The sequence below is a fragment of the Streptomyces sp. NPDC048248 genome (genome assembly GCF_043201875.1).
Lineage (GTDB): Bacteria > Actinomycetota > Actinomycetes > Streptomycetales > Streptomycetaceae > Streptomyces.
The window spans coordinates 100,787-124,772 of the sequence record NZ_JBICZL010000018.1; the positions used below are offsets into that span (position 1 = coordinate 100,787).

At 70.5% G+C, this 23,986-nt stretch carries 19 protein-coding genes; 5 read left to right on the forward strand and 14 right to left on the reverse strand.

Annotation, left to right across the window (positions count from 1 at the left end):
* Nucleotides 1-190: 190 nt before the first annotated feature.
* Nucleotides 191-700 (reverse strand): hypothetical protein, encoded by a 510-nt coding sequence (locus ACGFZW_RS32010; RefSeq protein ID WP_393896781.1) that lies wholly within the window; start codon nt 698-700, stop codon nt 191-193.
* Nucleotides 701-1,764: 1,064 nt separating this feature from the next.
* Here ACGFZW_RS32010 and ACGFZW_RS32015 point away from each other — a divergent pair.
* Nucleotides 1,765-2,142, forward strand: a complete 378-nt coding sequence (locus ACGFZW_RS32015; protein ID WP_393896782.1) for a hypothetical protein — start codon at nt 1,765-1,767, stop codon at nt 2,140-2,142.
* A 160-nt stretch (nt 2,143-2,302) separates the two neighbouring features.
* Here the strand turns inward: ACGFZW_RS32015 and ACGFZW_RS32020 are convergent, their stop codons facing one another.
* On the reverse strand, nt 2,303-3,007 hold the full coding sequence (locus tag ACGFZW_RS32020; protein ID WP_393896783.1) for a hypothetical protein: 705 nt from the start codon (nt 3,005-3,007) through the stop codon (nt 2,303-2,305).
* Between the two features lie 210 nt (nt 3,008-3,217).
* Nucleotides 3,218-3,856 carry a TetR/AcrR family transcriptional regulator gene (locus tag ACGFZW_RS32025; protein ID WP_393896784.1) on the reverse strand — a complete coding sequence of 213 codons (639 nt, stop codon included), beginning with the start codon at nt 3,854-3,856 and terminating at the stop codon, nt 3,218-3,220.
* 106 nt (nt 3,857-3,962) lie between these two features.
* On the opposite strand from ACGFZW_RS32025, the gene ACGFZW_RS32030 reads away from it, so the two are divergent.
* The gene (locus ACGFZW_RS32030) at nt 3,963-4,610 is read left to right on the forward strand and encodes a DUF5701 family protein (RefSeq protein WP_393896785.1); all 648 of its coding nucleotides are present in this window, start codon (nt 3,963-3,965) and stop codon (nt 4,608-4,610) included.
* Between the two features lie 77 nt (nt 4,611-4,687).
* Here ACGFZW_RS32030 and ACGFZW_RS32035 read toward each other — a convergent pair whose 3' ends face one another.
* The 3 genes from ACGFZW_RS32035 to ACGFZW_RS32045 all read right to left on the reverse strand — a co-directional run bounded on the left by ACGFZW_RS32035 (nt 4,688) and on the right by ACGFZW_RS32045 (nt 9,747).
* A complete protein-coding gene (locus ACGFZW_RS32035) occupies nt 4,688-7,204 on the reverse strand; it encodes a SpoIIE family protein phosphatase (protein WP_393896786.1) in 2,517 nt (838 codons plus the stop codon).
* 245 nt (nt 7,205-7,449) lie between these two features.
* Nucleotides 7,450-8,673 carry a beta-ketoacyl-[acyl-carrier-protein] synthase family protein gene (locus ACGFZW_RS32040; protein ID WP_393896787.1) on the reverse strand — a complete coding sequence of 408 codons (1,224 nt, stop codon included), beginning with the start codon at nt 8,671-8,673 and terminating at the stop codon, nt 7,450-7,452.
* Between the two features lie 240 nt (nt 8,674-8,913).
* Nucleotides 8,914-9,747 carry an NmrA family NAD(P)-binding protein gene (locus tag ACGFZW_RS32045; protein WP_393896788.1) on the reverse strand — a complete coding sequence of 278 codons (834 nt, stop codon included), beginning with the start codon at nt 9,745-9,747 and terminating at the stop codon, nt 8,914-8,916.
* A 377-nt stretch (nt 9,748-10,124) separates the two neighbouring features.
* On the opposite strand from ACGFZW_RS32045, the gene ACGFZW_RS32050 reads away from it, so the two are divergent.
* Nucleotides 10,125-10,202 (forward strand): 50S ribosomal protein bL37, encoded by a 78-nt coding sequence (locus ACGFZW_RS32050; protein WP_372486533.1) that lies wholly within the window; start codon nt 10,125-10,127, stop codon nt 10,200-10,202.
* A 253-nt stretch (nt 10,203-10,455) separates the two neighbouring features.
* Here the strand turns inward: ACGFZW_RS32050 and ACGFZW_RS32055 are convergent, their stop codons facing one another.
* The 3 genes from ACGFZW_RS32055 to ACGFZW_RS32065 all read right to left on the reverse strand — a co-directional run bounded on the left by ACGFZW_RS32055 (nt 10,456) and on the right by ACGFZW_RS32065 (nt 14,120).
* On the reverse strand, nt 10,456-11,739 hold the full coding sequence (locus ACGFZW_RS32055) for a cytochrome P450 (protein ID WP_393896789.1): 1,284 nt from the start codon (nt 11,737-11,739) through the stop codon (nt 10,456-10,458).
* Nucleotides 11,736-12,476, reverse strand: a complete 741-nt coding sequence (locus ACGFZW_RS32060) for a TetR/AcrR family transcriptional regulator (RefSeq protein WP_393896790.1) — start codon at nt 12,474-12,476, stop codon at nt 11,736-11,738. Before ACGFZW_RS32060 ends, ACGFZW_RS32055 begins: the two co-directional genes overlap by 4 nt.
* 174 nt (nt 12,477-12,650) lie before the next feature.
* On the reverse strand, nt 12,651-14,120 hold the full coding sequence (locus ACGFZW_RS32065; protein ID WP_393896791.1) for a UDP-N-acetylmuramoyl-L-alanyl-D-glutamate--2,6-diaminopimelate ligase: 1,470 nt from the start codon (nt 14,118-14,120) through the stop codon (nt 12,651-12,653).
* A gap of 1,270 nt (nt 14,121-15,390) precedes the next feature.
* On the opposite strand from ACGFZW_RS32065, the gene ACGFZW_RS32070 reads away from it, so the two are divergent.
* Nucleotides 15,391-15,573, forward strand: coding sequence for a hypothetical protein (locus ACGFZW_RS32070; RefSeq protein WP_393896792.1), 183 nt, complete (start codon nt 15,391-15,393; stop codon nt 15,571-15,573).
* Between the two features lie 340 nt (nt 15,574-15,913).
* Here ACGFZW_RS32070 and proP read toward each other — a convergent pair whose 3' ends face one another.
* The 5 genes from proP to ACGFZW_RS32095 all read right to left on the reverse strand — a co-directional run bounded on the left by proP (nt 15,914) and on the right by ACGFZW_RS32095 (nt 22,903).
* The gene (proP, locus tag ACGFZW_RS32075; RefSeq protein ID WP_393896793.1) at nt 15,914-17,506 is read right to left on the reverse strand and encodes a glycine betaine/L-proline transporter ProP; all 1,593 of its coding nucleotides are present in this window, start codon (nt 17,504-17,506) and stop codon (nt 15,914-15,916) included.
* A 154-nt stretch (nt 17,507-17,660) separates the two neighbouring features.
* Nucleotides 17,661-18,386 (reverse strand): Mut7-C RNAse domain-containing protein, encoded by a 726-nt coding sequence (locus ACGFZW_RS32080; protein ID WP_393896794.1) that lies wholly within the window; start codon nt 18,384-18,386, stop codon nt 17,661-17,663.
* 170 nt (nt 18,387-18,556) lie between these two features.
* Entirely contained in the window at nt 18,557-18,940 is a 384-nt protein-coding gene (locus ACGFZW_RS32085; protein WP_393896795.1) for a hypothetical protein, read from the reverse strand.
* 56 nt (nt 18,941-18,996) lie between these two features.
* On the reverse strand, nt 18,997-19,860 hold the full coding sequence (locus tag ACGFZW_RS32090) for an oxaloacetate decarboxylase (protein WP_393896796.1): 864 nt from the start codon (nt 19,858-19,860) through the stop codon (nt 18,997-18,999).
* 352 nt (nt 19,861-20,212) lie between these two features.
* A complete protein-coding gene (locus ACGFZW_RS32095) occupies nt 20,213-22,903 on the reverse strand; it encodes a SpoIIE family protein phosphatase (protein ID WP_393896797.1) in 2,691 nt (896 codons plus the stop codon).
* Between the two features lie 532 nt (nt 22,904-23,435).
* Between ACGFZW_RS32095 and ACGFZW_RS32100 the strand changes: the two genes are divergently transcribed.
* A complete protein-coding gene (locus tag ACGFZW_RS32100; RefSeq protein WP_393896798.1) occupies nt 23,436-23,807 on the forward strand; it encodes a hypothetical protein in 372 nt (123 codons plus the stop codon).
* Nucleotides 23,808-23,986: the final 179 nt, after the last annotated feature.

Consider the following 23,986-nt stretch of genomic DNA (forward strand, 5'->3'; position numbering starts at 1 on the left):
GGTGCCGGGCGATGCCGACATCCCTGCCCTGTGCGGCGGGGCTCGCTGCAGGGAGTCGCGCCGATGCCGGGTCCGCACCGGTGACCACGGCCACAGGTCGTACGTCCGAACTGTTCGTCGTCAACGGCCACGTCCCGTCCGGCCGCCGATCACGGGACGCGGCGCGCGGGGCGGGCGCCGCGCGAGGGGCTCACACGACGTAGCTGGCCGGGGGCAGCGCAGGGTTGGCGGAGTCGGACAGCGTGGCACTGCCCGGCCCGACGGTGTCACCGACAGGGCCCGTGTGAGTGCGAGGGGCGGCGTTCGGGGGCCTCGTGACGGTCGTCGGGCGGGCGGATTCGGCCTGCTTGCGGGGCTTGACGTTGACCTTGACGGACCATGTCCTCTCGTCCGGGCAGGTGCCGTCGATGTGGTACTGCCCGCCCGCCGCCCGGGAGGCGATCTTGGCCTGGCCACGGTAGGTGGCGTCGCCCGTGCCGCCGGTCCTGTGCAGGACGAAACGGCCCTGGGCCAGCGCCTGGCTGTTACCCGAGATCGTGCTGGTGACCACACCGGAGGGCGCGCATCTGACGGTGACGGTCACGGTGTCGCCCGGACCGACCGCTCCGGGTGCCACGGAGTCGGCGAGCGCCACGGGAGCTGCCGCGGCCAGCACACCCGTGAGAACGCCGACAACGGATGTGGCGAGTGCGAGGCGCATGAAGTCTCCTTCTTCGCTGAGCCGCCTATGGGGCTCTCGATGTACCCGATGCGGTCATACGTGATGTGAGGTGTCACCCGGACAACACGCCCCACCCCTCGTACGGGTGACCCCTGGTGGCGGGCAGCGGCAGGGGTCAGCTGGACAGGTCGGCGGTGCTCATCGACCCCCTACGGCTCGCATGCCGCCCCCTCCTCGGACGGTGGCCTGGCCACGAACGGGGAATGAGTGCCTTAATGCCACAAGTCCGTACGACGGGCCGGCCGGGCGATGTGCCGACCGATTGCCGCCCGACGAAGGATCCTTGCGACAACGCCACACCGAGCAGACGAAGCCGGAGAACGATGACCAGGTCCCCCTCATGAACCTCCCCTCGCGCCGCCGCCGCGCTCCCGAGGCCCCCTGCCCCTCCTGCGGTGGTAGCGACCTCCTGTGGGAGGACGAGGGCGTCTACGGAGGCGGTGAACTGCTGTGGTGGTGCGCCGACTGCCTTCACCAGTGGCACGCAAGCGACTATGCCCCGCCGGTGCCGGCCCCGCGTCCTTCCGCGCCTCCGCCCTCCCCGGAACAACAGGTCCTCGCACAACACCAGCCCCCGGCACAGGCACAGCCCCAGGCGACGCTTCCGGCACGGGCACAGCTCCCGGCACAGCCGCAGGCACAAAGAGGAACGCAGGCAGTGCCCACGCCCGCACCCGCGCCGCCGCTCCCCCGGCAGCCGGCCGACCCACCCTCAGGAGCCGGTCCTGGCACCGTCGCGGAGCGCCTGATGCAGACCGCCGGTCTGATCCCCCTCGTGCCGTGTCCCGGTGCCTACGATCCGTGGCCCTGCCGTTGCGCGCACTGCGGCCGCGACGTCAATCCCACCTACCGCCAGATCCGCGACGGTGCCGCCGGCTGCGCCTGCCGCCGTACACGTCGGCGCCGTACGTCCCGTTCCGGGTGAGCAGCCGGAGCTCGTGGGCTCGGCGGCTTTGCGATGGCGGAGCCGCCCCGGCGGCCGGTCGCCGACGGGTACCCCGCGCAGCCCTGCGCGGCGCCCCTGCGTAGTAAAGTCTGCGGTCATGTCGAAGCCCGATGTGCTGCTCGTCGACATCGCCTCCAGGGTGGAGTCGGAGCAGAGCACTCAGATGTCCCTCACTGTGGTGGTCCACGGCACCGTCCTCACCGGACGCCTGGCGCCGGAGGCCGTGTGGAGGCAACGCGTGGCCGAGGTGCTGCAGGAATCGGAGCGGCTCGGTTCGTTCTCCGCCCTCTTCACCTCGGGTAGCGAGGACACCCCCTCCGCAGAGCCCGTGACGCCGCCCACACACCTGCATTTCCATGTCGCGCGCATTCTTCAGGGGACGGTCGGGATTCCCGAGACCGGCGGCATGTACCGCGTCGCCCTCGCCGACGTCAGCGCCTGGACGGTGGGCGACTTCAGCTACTCCGACCGCTGAGCCCTGCGACGCCGCTCCGGCACACGCCGAACCGCTGCGTCCTGTCAGCCGCTGACGCCACAACTCTCATCGACCGCTTGTTCACCGCTTGCGCGCCGCGAACGCCACCGGGTGAACGGGCCCCGGCCGCTTGCCGGGCCGGGGCCCTCATCATCCCCCTCTACTCCACCCGTTCGATCACGGCACGGCGGATGAGGAATTTGCCTGGTTCCCGCACCTGCTCGAATGCGGCGTTGTTGAGGAGCACGCAGCTGCCCGACGCCGAAGTGACGGACACCGTCGTCGACTTGTTGTTGTCCAGGTTCGTCACCTTCAGTTCGGTACCCGTCGGGAAGTCACCGCTGGAGGCCGCCGGTGCGCCGCCCTCGCCGGAGAGCGTCACCGTCGAGCCCTTGCAGACGACGTCGGCGGCGGGCTGCGCCGGGTCCTGCGCTTGGTCGTCCGGCCCGGCGGACGGGTCCGCACCGCCTTGACCGGGCGGCTCGGCCGACGCCGAAGGATCGGCCGATGCGGGCGGTTCCGCCGATGCGGAGGGTGCCGCCGATGCGGGTGGTGCGTCATCGGTCGGCGGTGCGGCGGCCTCGTCACCTCCGCCTTCCGAACAGCCCGCTGCCTTCTGCTGCTCACCGATCTGTGCGATCACCGCCTTGCGATTGGCGATACGGGCTTCCGACTGGGCGTCCGGATCGGCCTGCTGCGCGGCGATGAACTGCTCATTGCGGCTCAGGGCCGCAGCCAGCCCTTCGCAGGCCGCCGACGCGTGGCTGGTGCCCGTCATCGTGATGGCGACACCACCGACCAGTGCGGCGGCGCTGACACCCACGATGATCTTCTGGGTCCGACCAACTCTTCTCTTCCGGGACATCCACCACTCCTGTCCTCGATCGTGAACCCCCAGGGGCCCGGGGTCGGTCGAGGGTCAGTACGGGGACGAGGAGGCGTCACGTTCAGGGACGATGCGCAGTTGTCCGCAGATGCCAAATCTTCGCACTGGAGGGGTTGTTGTGGCAGGCGGCGCCGGAGGGAGCCTCGGAAGCGGTTCCGATGCCGTTGCCCATGACGGGTCGCGCCGCCGTCATTTCGCGGCGTAATCGGCGAGCGGGCCGCCGGCCAGCAGCGCGAAGACGCGATGGGCTGCTTCGGTCACCGTCTCGGCGATCCGCTCGTCGCTTCGCCCTTCCAGGGTCAGCTCCAGGATCTGCTGGAACAGGATCCGGTGGGCGCTGCCCAGTTGGGCGGCGGCCGCCCGGGGCGTGATGTCGTCGGGATCGGCGCCGGTCTCGGCGGCGAGGAGGGCGGCGAGCGCGGCCTCCCGCTGGTCGTGCATGTCGCGCAGGCGGGCCAGCAGCGTGGGGCTGTCCGCGATCATCCGGGCGAACTCCTCCCCGGAGAACCCGATCACCGGATCACGCCGCTCCACACCGGCGAGGAACTCGCGGAGCAATGCCTCCAGCGCGGACTCCCCTTCGGCACGGCGCGAGACGGCGGTGGCGAGACCCCCGATGAACTCCTCCTGGTGATCGAAGGCCAAGTCCTCCTTGCGGGCGTAGTAGTTGGTGACCGTTTTCTTGGCGACCCGGGAGGCCGCCGCGATCTCGGCGATCGTCGTCGACTCGAAGCCGTTCTCGATGAACAGCCTGGTCGCGCAATCGGAGATGAGCTGCCTGGTTTCTTGCTTCTTGGATGCGCGAAGCCCCGCCGGTTCGATGCCCATGGAGCAAGCTTACACCCGACGTAAATTTACCCTTGACGCATACGCCGCTCTCGGCGTAACTTTACGTCCGTAGTAAGTTTGACCTCGCCGCCACAGAAGGGTCCCCATGACTGCATTCGACGCCCGTGCGGAGTTCGATCGCCAGGTCAACACCCTGGTTTCCAAGGGGTATCCGGGTCTTGCCGGGATGACGGAGACCGAATTCCACGCGCTCGTCGAGCCACTGCGCGAGCCCGTGCTCGCCCGGGCGGCGACGCAGGCGTCGCCGAGCGACAGCCGGGTGCCGTTCCTGCTGGTGGTCACCAGGGCACTGGTCCCCCTGGAGGAAGCCGTCCCGCTGACCACACTCGCGGGCAAGCGCAGCCCCGGCGTCATCGAGCGCTTCTACGCCCCGGGCGAGCTGGAGCGCTTCGTGTCGCTCAAGGAACTGGCGCTTCCCGAAGGCGAGATGTACGTCGCCTTCGATGTCGAGCGGGGCGAGGAATTCTGTGGCGCCGTCCCGGTGGACGCCCTCGCCACCGTCGCTGAGCGGGGACGCACCCCGCTCACCATCGAGGAGGGCATCGCCCTCCTCACCCAATTCCCTCAGGCACTGGCCAAGAACAAGTGTTTCTCGCTCGGCGGCAGCCGCTTCGGGGACCGCCGGGTCCCGGCCCTGTGGATCAGCAAGGGTGCCCCGAAGCTCGGATGGTGCTGGGAGGGCAATCCGCACACCTGGCTCGGCATGGCCTCGGCCGGCGGCCGAAGCCGGTGAGGTGGGCCCCGAGTCCGGTCACTGGGCCGACCCTTGCCGGCGCGTGCTCCTGCCCTCCGGTACGCGGCGGGGTGGTCTCACGCGTCGGGGTCGTTGAGCGGGGCCGGTTCGCCGAAGCGTTCCATCAGGTCGTCCAGGTCTTCCGTACCGCACACGTCCGCCACGGTCTCAAGCGACAGCTCAGCAGAAATGATCTTGCCGTCGGCGGTGTAACGCGTGCCCCACCGCTGGGCGAACTGCGCGATGAGGAACAGTCCGCGGCCACCCTCGTCGGTGGCCAGTGCATGACGCAGGTGCGGCGAGGTGCTGCTGTGGTCCGACACCTCGCAGATCAGATCGCGTGCCCGGATGATCCGCAGACCGATCGGGGTGGACGCGTGCCGGATGGCGTTGGTGACCAGCTCACTGACGATCAGCTCCACCGAGTAACCGAACTCTTCGAGGCCCCACTCGGCGAGCTTGCCCGCGGCCTTCCGCCGGGCCTCGGACACCGCGGAGGGATCCGCGGGGATGTCCCACGTCGCCACCTGCGCCTGCGGCAGGGCACGGGTACGGGCCACCAGCAGGGCCACGTCGTCGATCGGGCGGGCACCGGGCAGACCGCTGACGACCGCTTGGCACACGTCGTCCAACGCGGCCTGCGGAGCTGCCAGGGCGCTGCGCAACCGGGTGATGCCCCCGTCGACGTCGAGGGCCTTCCCCAGCAGAAGCCCGTTCGTGTAGAGCGCGAGCAGGCTCCCCTCGGGCAGCGCGAGTTCCGTGGATTCGAAGGGGATGCCGCCCAACCCGAGCGGTGGGCCCGCGGGGAGGTCCAGGACCCTGGAGGCGCCCGCCGGACTGACCACCACCGGCGGCGGGTGGCCGGCACGCGCCAGGGTGCAGCAGCACCGAACCGGGTCGTACACCGCGTACAGGCAGGTCGCGCCGATCACGCTGTCGTCGGCGTGCGTGTCGCTGGCGACCCGGTTGACCATGTCGTCCAGATGCGCGAGCACTTCCTCCGGCGACAGATCCATGCCCGCCAGCGCCTGCACCGCGGCCCGCAGCCGGCCCATCGTGGCCGCGGCGTGCAGCCCGTGACCGACCACGTCGCCGACGACCAGGGCGACCCGGGCACCGGAGAGCGGGATCACGTCGAACCAGTCGCCCCCGACGCCGCTGCGCGAGTCGGCGGGAAGATAGCGGTAGGCGGCGTCCACCGCGACCTGCTCCGGCAGTTCGCGCGGCAGGAGGCTGCGTTGGAGGGTCAGGGCGGCGGCGTGTTCCCGCGTATACCTGCGGGCGTTGTCGATGGAGATGGCGGCGCGGGTGACGAACTCCTCGGCGAGGACGAGGTCGTCGGCCTGGAAGGGACCTACAGCCTGCCACCGGGCGAACGCGGCCGCGCCCAGGAAGATCCCTCGCGCCTGCAGCGGCACCACCATCAGGGAGTGGAAGCCGAGTCCGCGCAGATGCGCGTACCGTTCGGGGTCTTCCGCCGCCCAGTCGCCCGCGGCAAGGTCGAGCTGCGAAACCAGCGAGGAATTGCCGTTGGTAAGGCCCATCACGACGGGGGACGACGGGGAGTAGCCGGCCGGCTCCCCGACGGCGACCACCGCTTCCGGGCAGCCTTCCCTGACGGACTTCTGCCCCGCACGGCGCAGGGTGACCAGGTCGGCGCCGTCGACCGGGCCGGGAGCCTGCTCGGCGCCGCCGAGCACCGAGCCGAAGAGGTCGACGGTCACGAAGTCGGCGAGGTCCGGCACCGCAACATCCGCGAGTTCCTGTGCCGTCTGCAGGACGTCAAGGGATCTGCCGATGCGCTCACCGGCGCGGTTCAGCAGGGCCAGCCGCCGCCGCGCCCGATAGCTCTCCGTGACGTCGAGGGTCATGTAGCAGATGCCGAGAGGGTGACCGGAGGCGACCTCCAGGCGGAAGAAGTAGGTGGAGTACGCGTGCTCGCGATGGGGATCGGACTGCGGGCGGCCGAGATACTCGAAGCCGGCGGACGGCGCTCCGGTGTCGAGCACACGGCGCATCTCCGCCTCGATGGACTCCACGGCGAGCCCGGGCTGCACCTCTCCCAGCCGCCTCCCCAGACGCTTCTCCCGGGGAGTGCCCCCCATCCGCTCCAAGGTGTCGTTCATCCACACGTAGCGCAGCTCGGTGTCCAGCATTCCCACGCCGACGGGCGACAGGCCGAACATCCCCTCCAGCAGCGACTGATTGACCCCTGACCACGGTGTTCGCGTGATCTCTGCTGCCATGACCAGGCGACGCGAACGCGCATCGGCGTCCAGGACGGGCAGGATCCGCAGCTCCAGGTCGAGGCGGTGCCCGTCCTGGCGGCGCACGGCCTCCAGGCCACTCCAGCCACCCGCCTCCGCGAGCCGTTCGCTCCAGCGCCCGTCCTGCCCCGGCGGCCGGGGCTCGGTCGCGGCGAACAGTTCCTCCATCGGCCTGCCGAGGGCTTGGGACGCCGGGTGGCCGAGGAGGTGCTCGGCGCCCTCGGTCCAGCCCCGTACCACCCCGTCCGGGTCGACCATCACCACGGCGGTCCGGGTGAGGTCGAAGAACCCGTCTCCGAAGAGGCGGCTGCCTTGCGAGGTGCCCATACGATCCGTCCCACTGCCGGCACCACAGACGCGGGCAAGCCCTCTGCCGTGCCCGCCTACCACGCGTCACCAGCCAGTACCACGGTACTCTCCGGCCGCGGAGCCGGCCCCGCGCGAAGCTCGCGACAAGGCGGCCGGGAAGCCGCCGGGACGCCGCGGCGCCGCCGCAGGCCGGTGAAGCCGCTGCGGCGGAGCCTGGCCCGGCCCTGCGTGGACCGTTGGCCGGGCATGCGGTCGTCACATGGTCAGGAACCCGGCGTGAACACCAGTGAGGCGTTGTGGCCGCCGAAGCCGAACGAGTTGGCCAGAGCTGCCGTCAGGGCACCCTGCCGCGGCCCGCCGGAGACGATGTCCAGCTTCACCTCCGGATCCAGGGAATCGAGGTTCTGCGTCGCGGGGATGACGCCGTCGCGCACCGCGAGGATCGCGGCGATCGCGCCGATCGCTCCGGCCGCGCCGAAGAGATGCCCGGTCATCGACTTGGTGGCGGTGACGGCCGGGTGGGTACCGATGGCCTCGGTCACCGACCGGGTTTCGACGAGGTCTCCCTTGGGGGTGGACGTCGCATGCGCGTGGACGTGTTCGATCGCGAGCGGGGAGAGCCCCGCGGACGTCAGGGCCCTGCGCATCGCCCGTACTTGGCCGTCGGGGTGAGCGGCGGTGATGTGGTGCGCGTCCGAGGTGACACCGGCGCCGGCGAGCCTGGCGTGTGCACGGGCCCCTCGGGCCGAGGCGAACCCGGCGCGCTCCAAAACGACCACGGCTGCCCCCTCACCGATGACGAAGCCATCGCGGTCGACGTCGAAGGGCCGTGATGCCCTTTCCGGCGCGTCATTGCGCGTCGAGTGCGCCTTGGCCTGGGCGAATCCGGCCATCGGTAGCGGATGGATGCAGGCTTCCGCGCCACCGGCTACGACCACGTCGGCCCGGCCGAGGCGGATCAGATCCATGCCCGTCGCGATGGCCTCGGCCCCGGAGGCGCAGGCACTGACCGGGGTGTGGGCGCCCCCGCGGGCACCGAGGTCGATGCTGACCCAGGCAGCGGGGCCGTTCGCCATCAACATCGGGACGGTGTGCGGTGACACCCGCCGCACACCGGAGGCTTCGAGTACGTCGTCCTGTCCGAGCATCGTAAGAGCACCCCCGGTGCCGGTCCCGATCACCACGGCCAGCCGGTCCGGGTCGACGTCCGGTGTGTCCGCGTCGGCCCACGCCTCGCGGGCGGCCACCAGCGCGACCTGCTCACAGCGGTCCATGCGGCGCGCCTGCACCCGGTCCAGGACCTCGGTCGGTTCGACCTTGAGCCGGCCGGCGATACGCACCGGCAGATCGGCCGCCCACTCTTCCTCGATCGCGCTGATCCCCGACTGCCCGGCCAGCATCGCTGACCAGGTCGAGGCGACGTCGCCGCCGAGCGGTGTGGTGGCCCCGAGACCGGTGATCACCACGTCCTCGTTCTCTGCACTCACGGAAGCAACCCCCTTGTAGTAGTGAGACAACTCCCCGCACGGTCTGGATGCGGGGGAAATTGACTTGGCACCCACTCTGTCAGGGGAATTGGCGTTACCGGAGTGTCATGATCGACGGAGTCGACGATGCAGGGTTTGTGGGGTTCCACCATCCCGCTCCCCTCGGGAGCCTGTGATCATCCGTGGGCGGAGGCGCCCCCGGAGACTCCGTTCCGAGGAGCCGCCCCCTGTCGCCCCACTTCAGCGGAAGTCGTCCGCGTGGTCCTGCGCCCACGAGCGGAAGGTGCGGGCGGGCCGCCCCAGCAGCCGCTGCACGGTGTCGGTCACCCGCTCCGGCGAGTCCACGAACCCCCGCCATGCCTCAAGCCGGGCCTCCACGAACGCCGGGTTGCCCCAGGACGCCACCAGCTGCCGCCGCGCTGTCTCCACGGGCAGGTCCTCCCAGCGCACCTCTCGCCCGATCGCCTGACCGATGATCCTGACCTGCTCGGCATGGGTGATCGATTCGGGTCCCGTGATCACGTATCTGGCTCCGTGGTGCCCCTCGGTGGTGAGCGCGCGCAGGGCCACATCCGCGATGTCGCGCTCGTGGATCAGCGACCTGGCGGCCTGCCCGTACGGCCATCGCACGACGCCCCGCCTGATCTGGTCGGCCCACCCGAGTGTGTTCGTGGCGAAGTCGATGGCCCGCACGAACGTCCAGCTCACACCCGACTTCCTGATCAGCCGCTCGATGTCCTGGTGGAAGATGGTGGCCGGCTCGTCATCCGCCAGGTCCGGGACGTCGGCGGACAGGTAGACCACGCGCTCGGCACGCTTGGCGATCACCTCGACCACACGGGGATCCACGGGGATACCGGGCCACATCAGGTACACACCGCCCACCCCGTCCAGCGCCGCCTCCAGCGTCTGCGGAGACGAGAGGTCTCCTTGCACCACTTCCGCCCCGTCGGGCAGATCGGACCTGCCCGGTTCGCGTACCAGCGCGCGTACGTCCCGTCCCGACTCCACCAGCGAGGAGACAAGGAGACTGCCCACGGTGCCGGTCGCGCCGGTCACCAAGATCTTGGTCATGGCGACGACCGTAGAACCTCAATTCAAGTTGAGGTCAAGGGATCTTCCGCCCGGCGCGAGATACGCGAGTCCACTCCGTCAACACCCCCGGCTACAGGGCGACTTATAAGGAGCGGGGCGCTCTTGGTCGTTGCGCCAAAGGCGGCCTTCCCTTACGCCCAGCGGACGCACGTCGCCTCTCCTGCCTCGTGGAGGGCATCCGGAGCACCCGGCGCAACGCACGGGTGCCCGCGCCCCACATGTGGCGCGCGGATCGTGACGTGCTTCACGAGCATGCCGTGCCGAGCTCCGGGTAGCCGGTCTCGAGATCGCCTGGTGGCAGACCTCTATGAAATGGTAGAAAACCGGGGAAACCCATCGCGAGGAGAGGAGACGACATGTCGTCGAAGCGGCGTCGTAAGAAGAAGGCACGTCGTAAGAACGGAGCCAACCACGGTCGGCGGCCTCAGTCCTGACCGAGGAGGGCTCTGCCCTGCTTCTGCCCAAGGCTCCCCGTGGCACTGCGCGCGTCGCGCGCACTGTCGCGGGGAGCCTTCGGGCTGGTTGGGGACGTTAGAGCGGACGCGGGGCAGGGAAGCCAGGTCGAGCGGGAACGGCAACACCCTTGGCTGCACGGCCCCTTGTCCTCACCGACAGCCACTTGATCAGCTCCGCGTACGGAGTCCGGTCGCCGCGCCCCGCCACTCCCCCGGCCCGGGCAGGCGCGCCCTACAGGCGCACCGGCAGCGCGGCCAACCGCCAGCTGCCGGGCAACGGCACCCGCTCCAAACGATCCGCCGGAACACCAAGCGCGAGGTCGGGGAAGTGCGTGAGCAGAGCGCCGAAAGCGACTTCGCCTTCCTGCCGGGCGAGGGTGGCGCCCAGGCAGTAGTGCATTCCGTGACCGAAGCCGACGTGGTTCTCGGCGTGGCCCGCGGGATGCCGGGTCAGATCGAGGCGTTCGGGTTCGTCGTAGTGGCGTGGGTCGAAGTTCGCGGCAACCAGGACGAGTTGGACGGCGTCGCCCTTTCGGATGAGTGTGCCGCCCAGCTCCACGTCCTCGGCGGCGAAACGCAGCTGGGTCAGGTGCACGGGTCCGCACCAGCGCATCAGCTCATGGACGGCGCGTGGGAGCAGTGCCGGGTCGCCCTGCAGGAGGCGCCGCTGGTCGGGGTGGGTGAGGAGCGCGGCGGTGCCGTTGGCGATGAGGTTGGCGGTGGTCTCGTGGCCGGCCAGGACCAGGGTGAGGACCATGGTGACCATCTCGACGTCGCTGAGCTTGCCGCCGTCGTCGTCGTGCGTGCGGATGAGTTCGCTGAGCAGATCGTCGGTGAGCGCCCCGCGCCGGACGCGGATCAGTTCGTGGATGTGCTCGACCAGCGCCGGGAACGTCTTGCCGAGCCGGTCCGGTTGCGTCGAGACGAGGTCGGCGCTCCATGCCCGCCATTGCGGGCGGTCCGCCTCCGGGATGCCCACGAGCTCGCAGATGACCGTGATCGGGAGCGGATAGGCGAAGTGCTCGATGAGGTCGACGACGCCGTTCTCTGCATGGTCGGGGAGCCGGGCAAGCAGCTCGTCGGCGATCTGCTGCACACGTGGCCGCAGATCGGTGATCTTGCGGGCCGTGAAGGCACGCGACACCAGGCGGCGCAGGCGGGTGTGGTCGGGGGCGTCGTTGTTGAGGATGGATCCGCGCAGGTAGTCGGCGAGGTGTACGGGAAGGCCCAGCGTCTCCATCAGCCGGCTCAGCGGGTCCTCGGCGGAGTCGCCCCGTGCGGCCGCGCCGTTGTTCACGAAACGCTGGTCGCGTAAGACCTCGCGGACGTCGTCGAAGCGGGTGACGAACCACACCGGTGAGTCGTCGAGGAAGCGTCCTCGGACGACCGGACCCTCCTCGCGCAGCGCGCCGTAACCGCTGAAGGGGTCGGCGAGGAGAGCGGGCTCCATCACGTTCGGCTCGCCGGGGTGCTTGCCGACATGCTCGGCGAAGGGGTTGGTGGGTGCTGCGGTCATCGTTCGGTCCCTCCTGGTTGAGAGTCAGTGACGCAGCGCCGCCGTATTTCCCGAGCGCTGAGCCGTTCCAGATGCTCGTAAAGCGCGATGATCCCGGGCGCGGCCGCGGTGGCGAGCGCGGTGGCGGAGGCGGCGGAGCTCGCTGGGGTCTCCAGCGTGGTGCGGATGGTGTGGGCGAGGATGTCGCTCCGTACGTCCGGGGTGCCCGGGGCACGGTCGGCGAGCAATACCTCGCTCATGAAGAAGCCGGTGATCACCGCGATCAGCGCGTACTGCTGGTGAGCCGGATCGGTGTCGTCACGCACGAGGCCGCGCTCCCGCAGGATCTCCAGGTGGCGATGCAGCGTCCGGTGAGACTCCGCCACCAGCTCCGACAGCTCGGTGGCAGCTCGTTCGTTGAGGCGGCCGAGGATGTCGGAATCGTCGGTGTGCATGGCGCGCAGGACCGGATCGCTCAGAAAGTCGCGGTAGTACCCGCGCGCCGTCCGGCTCGGCAAAATCTCCAGGGGGTCGGCGCGCATGCGTTCCAGCTGCCACCGCAGACTGCGCGTCTTGCTGTTCAGCACGACGGCCAGGAGCAGCGACTCCTTGGTCTTCCAGTGCAGGTAGACCGTGCCCTTGCCGACCTTGGCACGACGTGCGATCTCATCGATGGTCACGCGCCGGTAGCCCCAGGCGAGCAGCAATTCGCCCGCCGCTGCCAGGATGCGCTCACCGCGCTCGAACTGCCGCGACACCCGCTCCCCCGTATCCGTGACCAGTTATGAAATCTGGTCACGGAGTCAACGCTAGGTCGGGCAGGCTCTGTGGAGAAGAGGCGATTTCAGCCAATGGCCTTGTGCCGTAAGGCTTTCCGGCACGTGGAGCGGTGCCGTGCCCCGCCGAGGACGCCGTCGCGTCCACCGGGCCGGTCAGGCGCAGAGTTCGCGGACCACGGCCATGTCGGTGAAGGGAATCAGCTGGTCACCGACGATCTGGTGGGGCTCACTGCCTTTCCCGGCGACCAGCACGATGTCGTCGGGCCGGGCCGCGGACAGGGCGTACGCGATCGCCGAGCGGCGGTCGGCCTCCCGGTGGAAGGGCGTGCCGGTGGCCACGAGACCGGGCGCGATCTGGTCGAGGATGACTTCCGGGTCCTCGCCGCGAGGGTTGTCCGAGGTGAGGACACACAGGTCTGAGCGCGCCCCCGCGATCTTGCCCATGATGGCGCGTTTGGTGATGTCCCGGTCGCCGCCGCAGCCGAAGACGGTGATCACACGGCCGGTGGCGAAGCCGGCGATCGTGGCGAGGACCTTTTCCAGGGAGTCGGGGGAGTGCGCGTAGTCGACGATCACACAGGCACCCTGCGGGGTGCGGTAGCGCTCGAACCGGCCGGGGGTGGGCGGCATCCGGTCCAGGGCCGCCACGAGCCCCTGGAGGTCGTGCCCGAGCAGATGACAGGCCGCCAGGGTGGCCAGGGCGTTCGCGACGGAGAACGGGCCCGGGACCGGGATCGCCGCGGGGTATTTGCGCCCGTCGTGGTGGAGCGTGAACCGGCTGCCCGCCGCGTCCACGACGAGGTCGGTCGCCCGGTAGTCGGCGGGTGCGTCCAGGCCGTAGGTGGTCACCGCTCCGGGCATCCGGGCCAGGATCTCGGCACTGACCGGGTCGTCGGCGTTGACCACCGCGCGGTCGCAGCGCCCTTCGAAGAGGCTGAGTTTGGCGTTCTTGTAGTTCTCCATGGTGCCGTGGTCGTCGAGGTGGTCCTGGGTCAGGTTGGTGAAGACACCGACGTCGACGGCGACATGATCCAACCGCCGCTGCAGCAGGCCCATGGACGTGGCCTCCAGCACCACGCTTCCGGTCCGCCGGTCACGCATGTGGCCGAGCAGGTACTGCAGATCCGGCGCTTCCGGAGTGCTCAGAACCGAGCGGGGCATCGGGATCCGGTCGCCGCCGATCCGGCTTCCGGAGGTGCCGATGACTCCCACCTTCGCGCCTTCGGCGATGCGCAGGGCCGACTCGACCATGTAGGAGATGGAGGTCTTGCCGTTCGTTCCGGTGATCGCCACCACGTCCATATCGCGGCTGGGATCGCCGAAGTAGCGGGAGGCGACGACGGCGGCTGCGGCCCGGACGTCGGCCACCAGCACCAGGCAGACGGCGCCCGGCCACTGCGCGGGCAGCGGACCGTCGTTCTGCGCCAGCACGGCCACCGCGCCGCGCGCCACAGCTTCCGCGATGCCTCCGGGACCGCCCTCCTCGTGGCGCGGCACCGCGATGTAGAGCGCCCCGGGCCGCACCTGGGTGACGTCGAGGGTCATTCCGGCGGTGATCCGCGTTTCCGGGTCCCCCTGGGCAACGTGGTGGGCGTGCGCGTCGAGCAGGGCACTGAGTTTCACAACTGTCTCCTCGGATGCGGTCGGCTACGCGTGTGGGCCCGGCCGGAGACAGGGAGGACAGCGAAACGGAGACCGCGTTGATGACCATGAACCGGCGGTGCCGGGGGTCGTGCTGACCGGCCGGTGCTCACCGTTCGGCGCTGTGCGGTGCACATGCGGCGCGGGAGCCGGGGCACCGGCTGCGTGACGTATGACGACGAGCGGGCCCCGCAGGGGGGAGATCTGCGTGCGGCCGGACGGCCGGATCGGCCGAGGATCGCTACCTGTCACCGCGCAGTCGGCTGCGGCATGCGGCCGGATCCGGGTCGGACCCGATTCGCCGGCCCGGCGTGTCCGGGCGGCAGAACTTCCGCTCCGGCCGCGGAGGGTGGTGAGCAGGTGGCCGGGCGGAGCAGGGGCCTGCCCGACACCGTCTCAGTCTACGGCCGGTGCGCAAGGGGGCAGGTCCGGGGCCACGCGGGCGGGGTGTGGGCGGGGTGTGCGCCGCCTCGGCCGGCGCGCGGGAGCACGGCAGCCTCCCGAACCGCGCAGAGCCCATCGGACGCGGTGCGACAGGGACGACCATCAGCCGCGCCGTGGAGAGCCTCGACGGCGGGTAGCCGAAGGCATTGGTCCGCGACCGGCTCCCCCAGCCGGTGCGCACCCCCTGCCGCATGTCGAGAGCGCCGCGGCCCTGCCGCCTGGCTCAACTGCTGCGTCCGCGCCACGACATCGGCCTCAACGATGCGCCGTCGCCAGTAGGGCTGGACCGCCTCGGCGCGGGGACCGGTTCGGCGGACGCCGGCAGCGGGCTCGCCTCTGCTGTCCGCCCTCGCGATCTGCCCGGCCCGCCCGACACTCACGACAGCCTCCGCGACCAAGGCGCTCGCCTCTCCCCCACACCGCACCTGCGCCGCGCGCCCCCGCCGCGACGCACCCGAGGAACGCCGGCCCGCGGCCTTCACGAAACGGGTTGCGGGGCCGGTTCCCACCACGCGACACTCACCGGAACGCCGCTGTGACGGCCCCGTCGCCTCAGCCCGAGACGAAGCCGGCCCCGGCCCGTCGAGCAAGATCCGGTCTTGTTGCGTGGCGGGACGTGATCTCCGGCGTACTCTTTCACCAGCAGTTGTGTTCCGCACCGTTGCCTGAAACCCGGCAACCGGCATCGCGGGGCCCACTCGCCATCCGCCGGCACCGCAGACGTCATACCTCCTCCGAGGATGCCGGCCGCGATACGGCACACCCTCACATCCCGAGCCGCTCTGCGGCCGCAACCCCTGGAGAGCCGATGACCCTGTCCGTGCCCCGCCCGGCCAAGCCCGACTACACGGCGGTGTTCATCGAGCCCGCCTACCCCGAGGGCGATCCGTACGCGGACATCGACCAGGAGGACGAGGAGATCCCGCTCGCCGTCGTCAACAACCGGAGCCAGCGGGGCGTCACCGCGCCCGGCCGCCCCCGTCGTGCATGACGTGACGCAGGTCGACCGGCCGGCCCGCCGGTGAAGACCGACGGACCCGGTACCCGTACTCCGAGGGCGTGTTGACCCGGGCCACCACGCCCTCCGGAGCCGGTCCGTGAGCTACCGGACCGCAGCGCGGTCGGGGCATGTTCCCCCGCCGATCGAACAGGTGGCCTTCAGCAGACCTGCTGGTGCCTTCGACCTCCCGCGCGGTGTCTTCCGTTGCGGGAAGCAGCTTCGGCCTGGCGTTTCGGCCGGGCCGGTGACGGTGGGCATGCCGACGCCAAGCGACTCGTGCGCGGCCCGGGTCACTGCCGTGGGTCACTGCCACGGGGCTCCGTCTTCCGGGTCACCGCCGCGACCACGGGTGCCGTAGCCGGATCCAGACGTCCCTGGCGTGCCGGCCGGCCTGGGCCCGGCTGTCCGCGACCAGGGCCTGGGCTTCCTCCTCGTTCTCGACCATGGGTCCGGAGCCGCGGAGCGGCTTGCCCGCGGTCTCGTGGAGGAAGAAGGTGGCGATGAGGCCGATGACGCCTGCCACCATCAAGTAGTAGGCAGGGACCATATCGCTCCCGGTGGCCTCGACGAGGGCCGAGGCGATGAGGGGCGTGGTGCCGCCGAAGAGGGACACCGAGATGTTGAAGGAGATCGACAGGGCTCCGTAGCGCAGCCGCGTCGGGAAGAGCGCGGGCAGCGTGGAGGCCGAGGTTCCCGCGAAGCAGACCAGCAGAAGCCCCAGGAGCAGGCATCCGAAGGCGGGCAGCAGAATGCCGCCGGCGCGGATGAGGAGGATCGCCGGCGCGGCGAGGACGATCATGGCGATGCTGCCCGCCATGAAGACGGGTCGGCGGCCCCACCGGTCGGAGGTGCGGCCCACCGTGGTGATGGTGAGCACCACGACGATCATGGTGCCGAGCACCAGCAGCTGGGCGGTGAGATCGTCCTCGCCCAGGGTCTCGGTCATGAACGTCGGCAGGTAGGAAGTCACCATGTAGTTGGTGACGTTGTAGAGCAGCACCAGGCCCATGCAGATCAGCACGGCCTCCCAGTGGCGGGTGAAGATCTCCTTGAGCCGCCCCTTGCCGGACTGGCGTGCCACGTCCACCGGGTCCTCGCCGCCTTCGGTCCGGGCTTGCTCCGCGGCCTGGTGGGCCTGTTCCGCCTCGCGCTGGAAGGCGGGGGTCTCCTCCAGGCGCAGCCGCATGTAGAGGCCGATCAGTCCGAGGGGGCCGGCCACCAGGAAGGGGATGCGCCAGCCCCAGCTCACCATGTCTCCCTCGCCGAGCACGGCCGTGAGCACGGTGACCAGGCCGGAGCCGAGGGAGTAGCCGACGAATGTGCCGAAGTCGAGCCAGCTGCCGAGGAATCCGCGTCGTCTGTCCGGTGCGTATTCGGCGATATAGGTGGTGGCCCCGGCGTATTCGCCGCCGGTGGAAAATCCCTGTACCAGGCGGCAGACGAGCAGCAGGATCGGCGCGGCGAAGCCGATGGTGTCGTAACTCGGCAGGAATCCGACGGCGAATGTACTGACCGCCATCATGATCATGGTTGCGGCGAGTACGCGCTTTCGGCCGATGCGGTCGCCGAGCGGTCCGAATACGAGACCGCCGAGCGGCCGGACGAGGAATGCGGCGGCGAAGGTGGCGAAGGTGGAGACGACCTGGGCGCCGGGTGAGCTGGACGGGAAGAACACCTGGCCCAGGGTTCCGGCGAGATAGGCGTACACGCCGAAGTCGAACCATTCCATCGTGTTGCCCAGAGCTGCCGCCGATACCGCCCGACGCACTTCCGGTTTATCGGTGACCGTCACATCCTCGGCGCTCAGCGGCTGTTTGCGGCGGCGCAGCAGAATGCGGAGCAGGCGGTCATTGGTGGTGGTGCGGCCACCTACCGTTTTCCGGCTCCGCCGGGGGTTCGACGGATTTCGGCGTCCAGCGCTCATTCCATCCCGTCCACAGGGCGAAATCGGGTGCCCCATTATTTACCCGCAGGCGGACGTTATCGGTCGCCAACCGATCCGAACCGCGTGTCGTTGCCGACCGTGCCCGCTGGTGGGATGGCGGAGCCTGGGTGCAGCTCCGTCCGGCGAGCCCGTTTCACGGGGCGCTGTCGCGCAGCGCCTCCTCGACGATCGCCTCCAGGTGGGCGTGGTGCGCTCCTCGCCAGTAGACCCGCCCGCACGACGTGCATTGCGCGAAGACGTCGTAGCTGCGCTGCGTGCCGTGCCGGAGCTGTTCTTGGACCGAGTCCTTGTCGGCGTCCGCCAGTCGGCCGTTGCAGGCGGTGCAGCGGGTCCACGGGGCGAGCTCGGGCGCGAAGCGGCCCAGTACGTCGCGCAGTTGATCGTCGGGCCGGTCGCTGTAGACGTACGCGCCGGCCCAGAGCTCCCGCCGTCGCAGCAGTCCCCGGTCCCGGGAGAGCATGACCCGCCGCTCCTTCGCGGATCGGGGGGCCAGGGCCGCGTCACCGGGGTCCTCGTTGGTGTACGCCGCGTCGACGCCGAGCAGCCGCAGCCTGCGCGCCAGGGTGCCGAGATGGACATCGAGCAGGAAACGCAGTGGGGCGTCGTGGATGCGCTGCGGGCGCTCGACGGCCCGCACCTCGACGCTCTCACCCGCACGGGGGACGTGGGAGACGGGGACCTCACGGCCGTCCACGACCAGCCGGCCGACCTCGGTGAGCGGGACTCCGAGCGACTCGACGACATGGCCGAGTGTGGACACGCCGTCCGTCACCACCGGCGCACGGTCGGCGCTGCGCCCCGTGGGAAGGAAGAGGCTCAGTTCGGCGGCGAAGCTGATGGGGATCTCCGGTCCGTTCACGCCCGCCAGCATGCCATCGCGTCGCTCGGCCGACCACGGGATTCCTCGGCCGGGCAAGCGCCGTCGACGACCGTGGGCGCCAACACCGAGCAGCCGTGGGCGGCTTGGGCGTACCGGCAGGTCGTGGAAGCGGCGGGGCGGGAGTTGGGTCCCCGCCCCGCCGCGCGGGATCACCGGGTGGGCTCCGGTACCACGGGCTCTGACGGACCGTGAGCGACGGCGCCGCCCGCCGGGGCTTCCTCCGGAACTTGAGCAACGCCCTCGTCCGCCCCCTGCGGAGCCTCTGGCGCGCCCTGAAGAGCGCCGGCGCGCCCCTGGGAGGCATCGGGCCTGCTCACCAAGACGCTGGAGAGGTCCGTGGCAGCGCCGTCGAGGTCGCTGCCGGCGATGCCGCTGCCGAGCTGGAGGTTGTTGGTGCGGTCCACCTCGAGCCAGGAGTCCGCGTTCGAGTTGTCGATGAGCACGACGGACCGGTCCGCCGCCTCGGCCGCGGTCGAACCGGCACCCAGGAGGTCCGAGACGATCGCCGCCGCTGCCACTGTCGCACCGCCCACGAGGTATCCCAGACGCCGCGGCCGGCGCCCGTGGCGAGGGGAGCCCACCCGGGCCCTCATGCCGGGACGGCCGCTCGCTCGGGGTGCGGTCGGTCGATGTTCCTGGCCAGCAGTTCGGTGGCCTCGCCGACCCCGACCTCGCCGCTGTCGCCGGTGGCCGGCAGACGCCCGTCGGTGAACTTCAGCTCGGCCATCGCCGTCTCCATCGCGCGGTGCGCGGCGAACAGGCAGGGGGTGCTGTAGATCGCCACATCGATTCCCAGCTCGGCCAGTTCGGTGAGCGAGAGCCGCGGGGACTTGCCCCCGGCGATCTGGTTGAACAGCAGCGGCTTGTCCCCGACGACCTTGCGGATGCGCCGGATCCAGTCGACGCTGCGCACCCCGTCGACCAGCACCACATCGGCGTCGGTCTCGGCCAGCGCCGCGGCCCGGCGCAGGATGTCCGCCTCCTCCGTGGCGTCCGTACGGGCCACGACCAGCAGGTCGGTACGGGTGGCGAGCACGAGATTCAGCTTCTCCAGGTAGTCCTCCAGCGGCAGCACCACCTTGCCGTCCGCATGGCCGCATCTTCGTGGTCGCTTCTGGTCCTCCAGGATCACCCCCGAGGCCCCGATCCGCTCCAGCCGCCGCACGACGTGGCAGGCCACCTCGGGGTCGACGTAGCCGTCGTCGATGTCGACCAGGAGATGATGACGCGGGAACGCGCCGCGCAGGCGCTCCGCGAAGGCCACCATGTCGGGCCAGGCGATGAAACCGATGTCCGGGAGTCCGTAGTACGACGCGGCGAAACCGAAGCCGGACACGAAGAAGCCGTTGTAGTGCTCGGCGGCGATCGATGCCGAGTACATGTCGTATACGCCGATCAGGGGTGTCGTGCCGCGGGCTGTTACCTCGTCACGCAGTGCTTGTCCGTAACGCAAGGTGCTGCCTCCTCGGAGAACGGAGGGGACACCGTCCGTCCGGGGTCAGCGGGCATACCGAGGGAGGCCCACGTCCGGCGGCGCGACGCCCCTTCGCATGAAGAACGGGTCAGGGGCATATCTATCCGGCACACACCACCAGCTCTCTTTAACACGCCATGACTTTTCTTTTACTTCATCCATGCGCCGGTATGACGCGTTGTTGGCGTTCCGTCAGAATCGCCGGGAACGGCTCGCGACCGGCGTCGACGGGGTCCCCTCGGCACGCGCGCGGACTGTTCCAGCGGTCGCCCGGCCGTTCAGCCGAGCTGCTCGCCCCTGTCAGCTCCGAACGGCGCGGCCCGCGGCCTTGTCACGCATCCGCAGGGCCCGCCGGCGGCGGCTGCTCCGTCCAGATGACCTTGCCGCCCGCGGTGTAGCGGGTCCCCCACCGCTCGGCGAGCTGGGCGATGAGGAAGAGCCCGCGACCTCCCTCGTCCGTGGTTGCCGCCTGCCGCAGGTGCGGCGAGGTGCTGCTGCGGTCGGAGACCTCGCAGATCAGGGCGCGGTCGCGGATCAACCGCACGCTGATGGGGCCGGACGCGTAGCGGATGGCGTTGGTGACCAGCTCGCTGAGGATCAGCTCGGCGGTGAAGGCTTCCTCCGACATGTCCCACTCGGCCAGCTTGCGCACCGCGGCGGCCCGCACGTCGGCGACGGCCGAGGGGTCGGGCGGTACGTCCCAGTCGGCCACGTGCGCGCTGTCCAGAACGTGGGTGCGGGCGACGAGCAGCGCGATGTCGTCGCTCGGGCGCTCGGGCAGCAGCGCCTGCAGCGCCGTCTCACAGGTCTCCTCCGGCGTCAGCTCGGGATGACCGGCCAGCGTGTCCTGGAGCAGCGTGAGTCCCTCGTCGATGTCCCGGTCCCGGTCCTCGACGAGCCCGTCCGTGTAGAGGACCAGGCGACTGCCCTCCGGCAGCCACAGGTCGGCCGTCTCGAAGGGCAGTCCACCGAGCCCGAGCGGCGGGCCGCCGGGCACCTCGACGTACTCGGCGGTGCCGTCCGGCCGCAGGACCAGGGGCTGCACATGGCCGGCGCGTGCCATGGTGCAGTGCCCGGACGCCGGGTCGTAGATCGCGTACAGACAGGTGGCGCCGGTGACCGCGCCGTCCCCGTCGTCGACGGCCTCGTCCTGGTCGATCCTGGTGACCAGTTCGTCGAGATGCCAGAGCAGCTCGTCGGGCGGCAGGTCGAGGTTGGCGAAGTTGTGCACCGCCGTGCGCAGCCGGCCCATGGTGGCGGCGGCGTGCAGTCCGTGGCCGACGACATCGCCCACCACGAGCGCCACCCGGGCGCCGGGCAGCGGGATGATGTCGAACCAGTCCCCGCCGACGCCGCCGAGCCCTCCGAGGCCCGCGTGGGCGGGCAGATAGCGGTACGCCGCCTCGACGGCGTTCTGTTCCGGCAGTCCCCGCGGCAGCAGGCTGCGCTGCAGCGTCACCGCCATGTTGTGCTCCCGGGTGTACCGGCGGGCGTTGTCGATGCTCACCGCGGCGCGGGCGCCCAGCTCCTCGGCGAGGGAGAGGTCCTCCTCCTCGAAGGGCTCGGGCTTCTCCGCGCGCCAGAAGAGGACCACGCCCAGGATGACGCCGCGGGCCCGCAGCGGAACGGCGATCATCGAGTGGATGCCGCGTTCGACGACCTTCCGGGCCCGCTCGGGGTCCTGCTGCTGCCAGCCGGAGAAGGCCGCCAGATCCGCCTGCAGCACCGGCTCGCCGCTGACGAGGCCGAGGCCGAGCGGCGTGGTCAGGTCGAAGTTGATGAGCTTGCCCAGCGGGTAGAGCGGGTTGCCCTCCCGGTCGCCGCTGACCGCGATCCGCCGCATCTCGGCGACCGAGGTGGCGGACGTCGGCTCCTCACCACGCAGTACGGCCTCGGACAGGTCGACGGTGACGATATCGGCGAACCGGGCGGCGCCGAACCCTGCCAGTTCCTCACAGGTGCGCACCACGTCGAGGGTGGTGCCGATCTCGGTGCCGGCGTCGTAGAGCAGCTTCAGCCGGCCACGCGCCACGTCCGCACGGCCGGTGACCGCCTGCAGTTCGGTGGTGTCCCGCAGCGTGGTGACACTGCCCGGCGGGCCGCCGTGCTGGTCCGTCGTCCGCTGGTTGACGGCGAGCAGGCGCTCCCCGACCGGGTGCACCTCGTCGGTCACGATCCGCCCGGAGGCCAGCAGCGAGCCGGTGGCCGGGTCCAGCCCCAGTTCGGAGACCTGGCGTCCTTCGACGTCCGTCGGCAGGTCGAGCAGCCGGCGCGCCTCGTCGTTGGCCAGGAGCACACGACCGTCACCCCCGACGATGATCACGCCCTCGCGCACCGCGTGCAGCACCGCGTCGTGATGCTCGTACATCCGCGTCATCTCGGCGGGGCCCAGACCGTGGGTCTGGCGGCGCAGTCGTCTGCTGACCAGTGCCGTACTGCCGGTGGTGAGCAGCAGCACGCCCGCGGCGGAGCCGAAGAGCAGCGGGAACTGATCGTCGACGACTCCGCTGACCCGGTCGATGGTGATGCCGGCGGACACCAGGCCGATGACGCGCCCGTCACCGCCCTTGACGGGGACCACGGCCTGGACGAGTGGTCCGATGGTGCCGGTGATCTTCTCGGTGACGATGTCGCCGGCCAGCGCGGGTCCCAGATTGCCGACGAACTTCTTGCCGATCCGGTCGGAGAACGGGTGGGTGTAGCGGATGCCGTCGGTGTTCAGCACGACGATGAAGTCGACCTCGGAGAGCTTCCTGGCGGCTTCGGTCCGCGGTTGCAGGACCGCGGTCGGGTCCGGGCTCTTGAGCGCCGCTTCGATGCCGGGCGCGTTGGCGAAGGTCTCGGCGACGGCGACCGACCTGTTGGTGGCCTCTCGCTCCCCGTCCGTCCTCGACTGCAGCACGAGCGCCGTGATGGCGGCGGCGACGAGCAACACCACGATCGCCACCTGCAGGAGAAAGACCTGACCTGCGACAGTTCGCATTCTCAGAACCGAACGCGGGCGGCCGTAGCGTCCGGCCATGTCCTCTTTCTACACCTCCCGCATACGGTGGGCGAACCGCGTGATGCGGAGCGCAGCAGCCGGTCGTCGGAGCCTGCCGGACCCGGTCCGCGCGCCCGTGAGGCCGACCGCGGGGACCGGTCCTCGCGGGCCCCGTGACCTCGGCCGGCGGGCGAGGGCGTCGCCCGCGCTCCGTCGAGATCGTGACGGCCGCGCTCACGGTGGGTCCGCAAGGATGGTCCGATGTTCCCCCAGTCCGGCCCCGTGCACCAGAGGACCGACAAACCCGTGGGTAGGTTTCTGCCCCGGGGGGAACCCACCGGAGCATCCACGAGAACGCCGGAACGGCCCGTATCCCCGGTCCTCCCATGTAACTCTTGCCACAGGTTTGATCTGCGAACGATGCCCGTAAGGAGACCGGAAGGCCGGGGCTTCGGCAGGAACGTGCCTGGTCAGCCGGGCCGCATCGGGAGTCGGGTACCGCCCGGGAGCGCGCGATGCACCTCGTTGCCGCTCTGACATGCCGCCGAACGGGTGTGAGACGTTCGTGCACATGCATGTTCCAGAGGAGATCCGTGCCGAGGCGGCCGCGCTCATCGACCACCACGCGCTCGGGCTGTGGAAGCCGCAGGCCGCTGACCGGCGTGCGGCCATGGCGCTCTTCCGTTTCCTCGAAACGGGCATGCCCCTCTCGGCCGAGCAGATCCGGTCCACACTCGCCACCGCGGAGCAGACGACCGACCCCGCTCCCGTGGAGCCCGCGGCCGCGCCCGGCTCCGGCGGCGGACTGACCGGCCTGCTGCGCTCCACGGCCGGTCTGCTCGACACCCCGGACGCGGCCGACGGCCCCGCCGGGCGGGACGCCATCGACCACGTGTGCCTTCTGCTGGACGCCGTCGCCCTCTCCGGGCCCGCAAACCGCTAAGACCGCGCAAGGCACCGGACGAGAGGCCCGGGGGCCTGCCGGTCGTTCCAGAGAGCGTCTCGCGCCTTGGGGCCTCCGCCACCGCTCGGACATGCATAGAGGGCCGAAGGGCTCCCGCCGGACCGGCGGGAGCCCTTCGGCCCTGTGATGTGTGCGCCCCCGGACTCCGGCCGGGAGCT

Coding starts and splice junctions, on each gene's coding strand:
- ACGFZW_RS32010 (WP_393896781.1), bottom strand. CDS start 700: ATGCGCCTCGCACTCGCCACATCCGTTGTCGGCGTTCTCACGGGTGTG.
- ACGFZW_RS32045 (WP_393896788.1), bottom strand. CDS start 9,747: ATGACCAAGATCTTGGTGACCGGCGCGACCGGCACCGTGGGCAGTCTC.
- ACGFZW_RS32025 (WP_393896784.1), bottom strand. CDS start 3,856: ATGGGCATCGAACCGGCGGGGCTTCGCGCATCCAAGAAGCAAGAAACC.
- ACGFZW_RS32050 (WP_372486533.1), top strand. CDS start 10,125: ATGTCGTCGAAGCGGCGTCGTAAGAAGAAGGCACGTCGTAAGAACGGA.
- ACGFZW_RS32020 (WP_393896783.1), bottom strand. CDS start 3,007: ATGTCCCGGAAGAGAAGAGTTGGTCGGACCCAGAAGATCATCGTGGGT.
- ACGFZW_RS32030 (WP_393896785.1), top strand. CDS start 3,963: ATGACTGCATTCGACGCCCGTGCGGAGTTCGATCGCCAGGTCAACACC.
- ACGFZW_RS32015 (WP_393896782.1), top strand. CDS start 1,765: ATGTCGAAGCCCGATGTGCTGCTCGTCGACATCGCCTCCAGGGTGGAG.
- proP (WP_393896793.1), bottom strand. CDS start 17,506: ATGAGCGCTGGACGCCGAAATCCGTCGAACCCCCGGCGGAGCCGGAAA.
- ACGFZW_RS32035 (WP_393896786.1), bottom strand. CDS start 7,204: ATGGGCACCTCGCAAGGCAGCCGCCTCTTCGGAGACGGGTTCTTCGAC.
- ACGFZW_RS32100 (WP_393896798.1), top strand. CDS start 23,436: ATGCATGTTCCAGAGGAGATCCGTGCCGAGGCGGCCGCGCTCATCGAC.
- ACGFZW_RS32055 (WP_393896789.1), bottom strand. CDS start 11,739: ATGACCGCAGCACCCACCAACCCCTTCGCCGAGCATGTCGGCAAGCAC.
- ACGFZW_RS32095 (WP_393896797.1), bottom strand. CDS start 22,903: ATGGCCGGACGCTACGGCCGCCCGCGTTCGGTTCTGAGAATGCGAACT.
- ACGFZW_RS32070 (WP_393896792.1), top strand. CDS start 15,391: ATGACCCTGTCCGTGCCCCGCCCGGCCAAGCCCGACTACACGGCGGTG.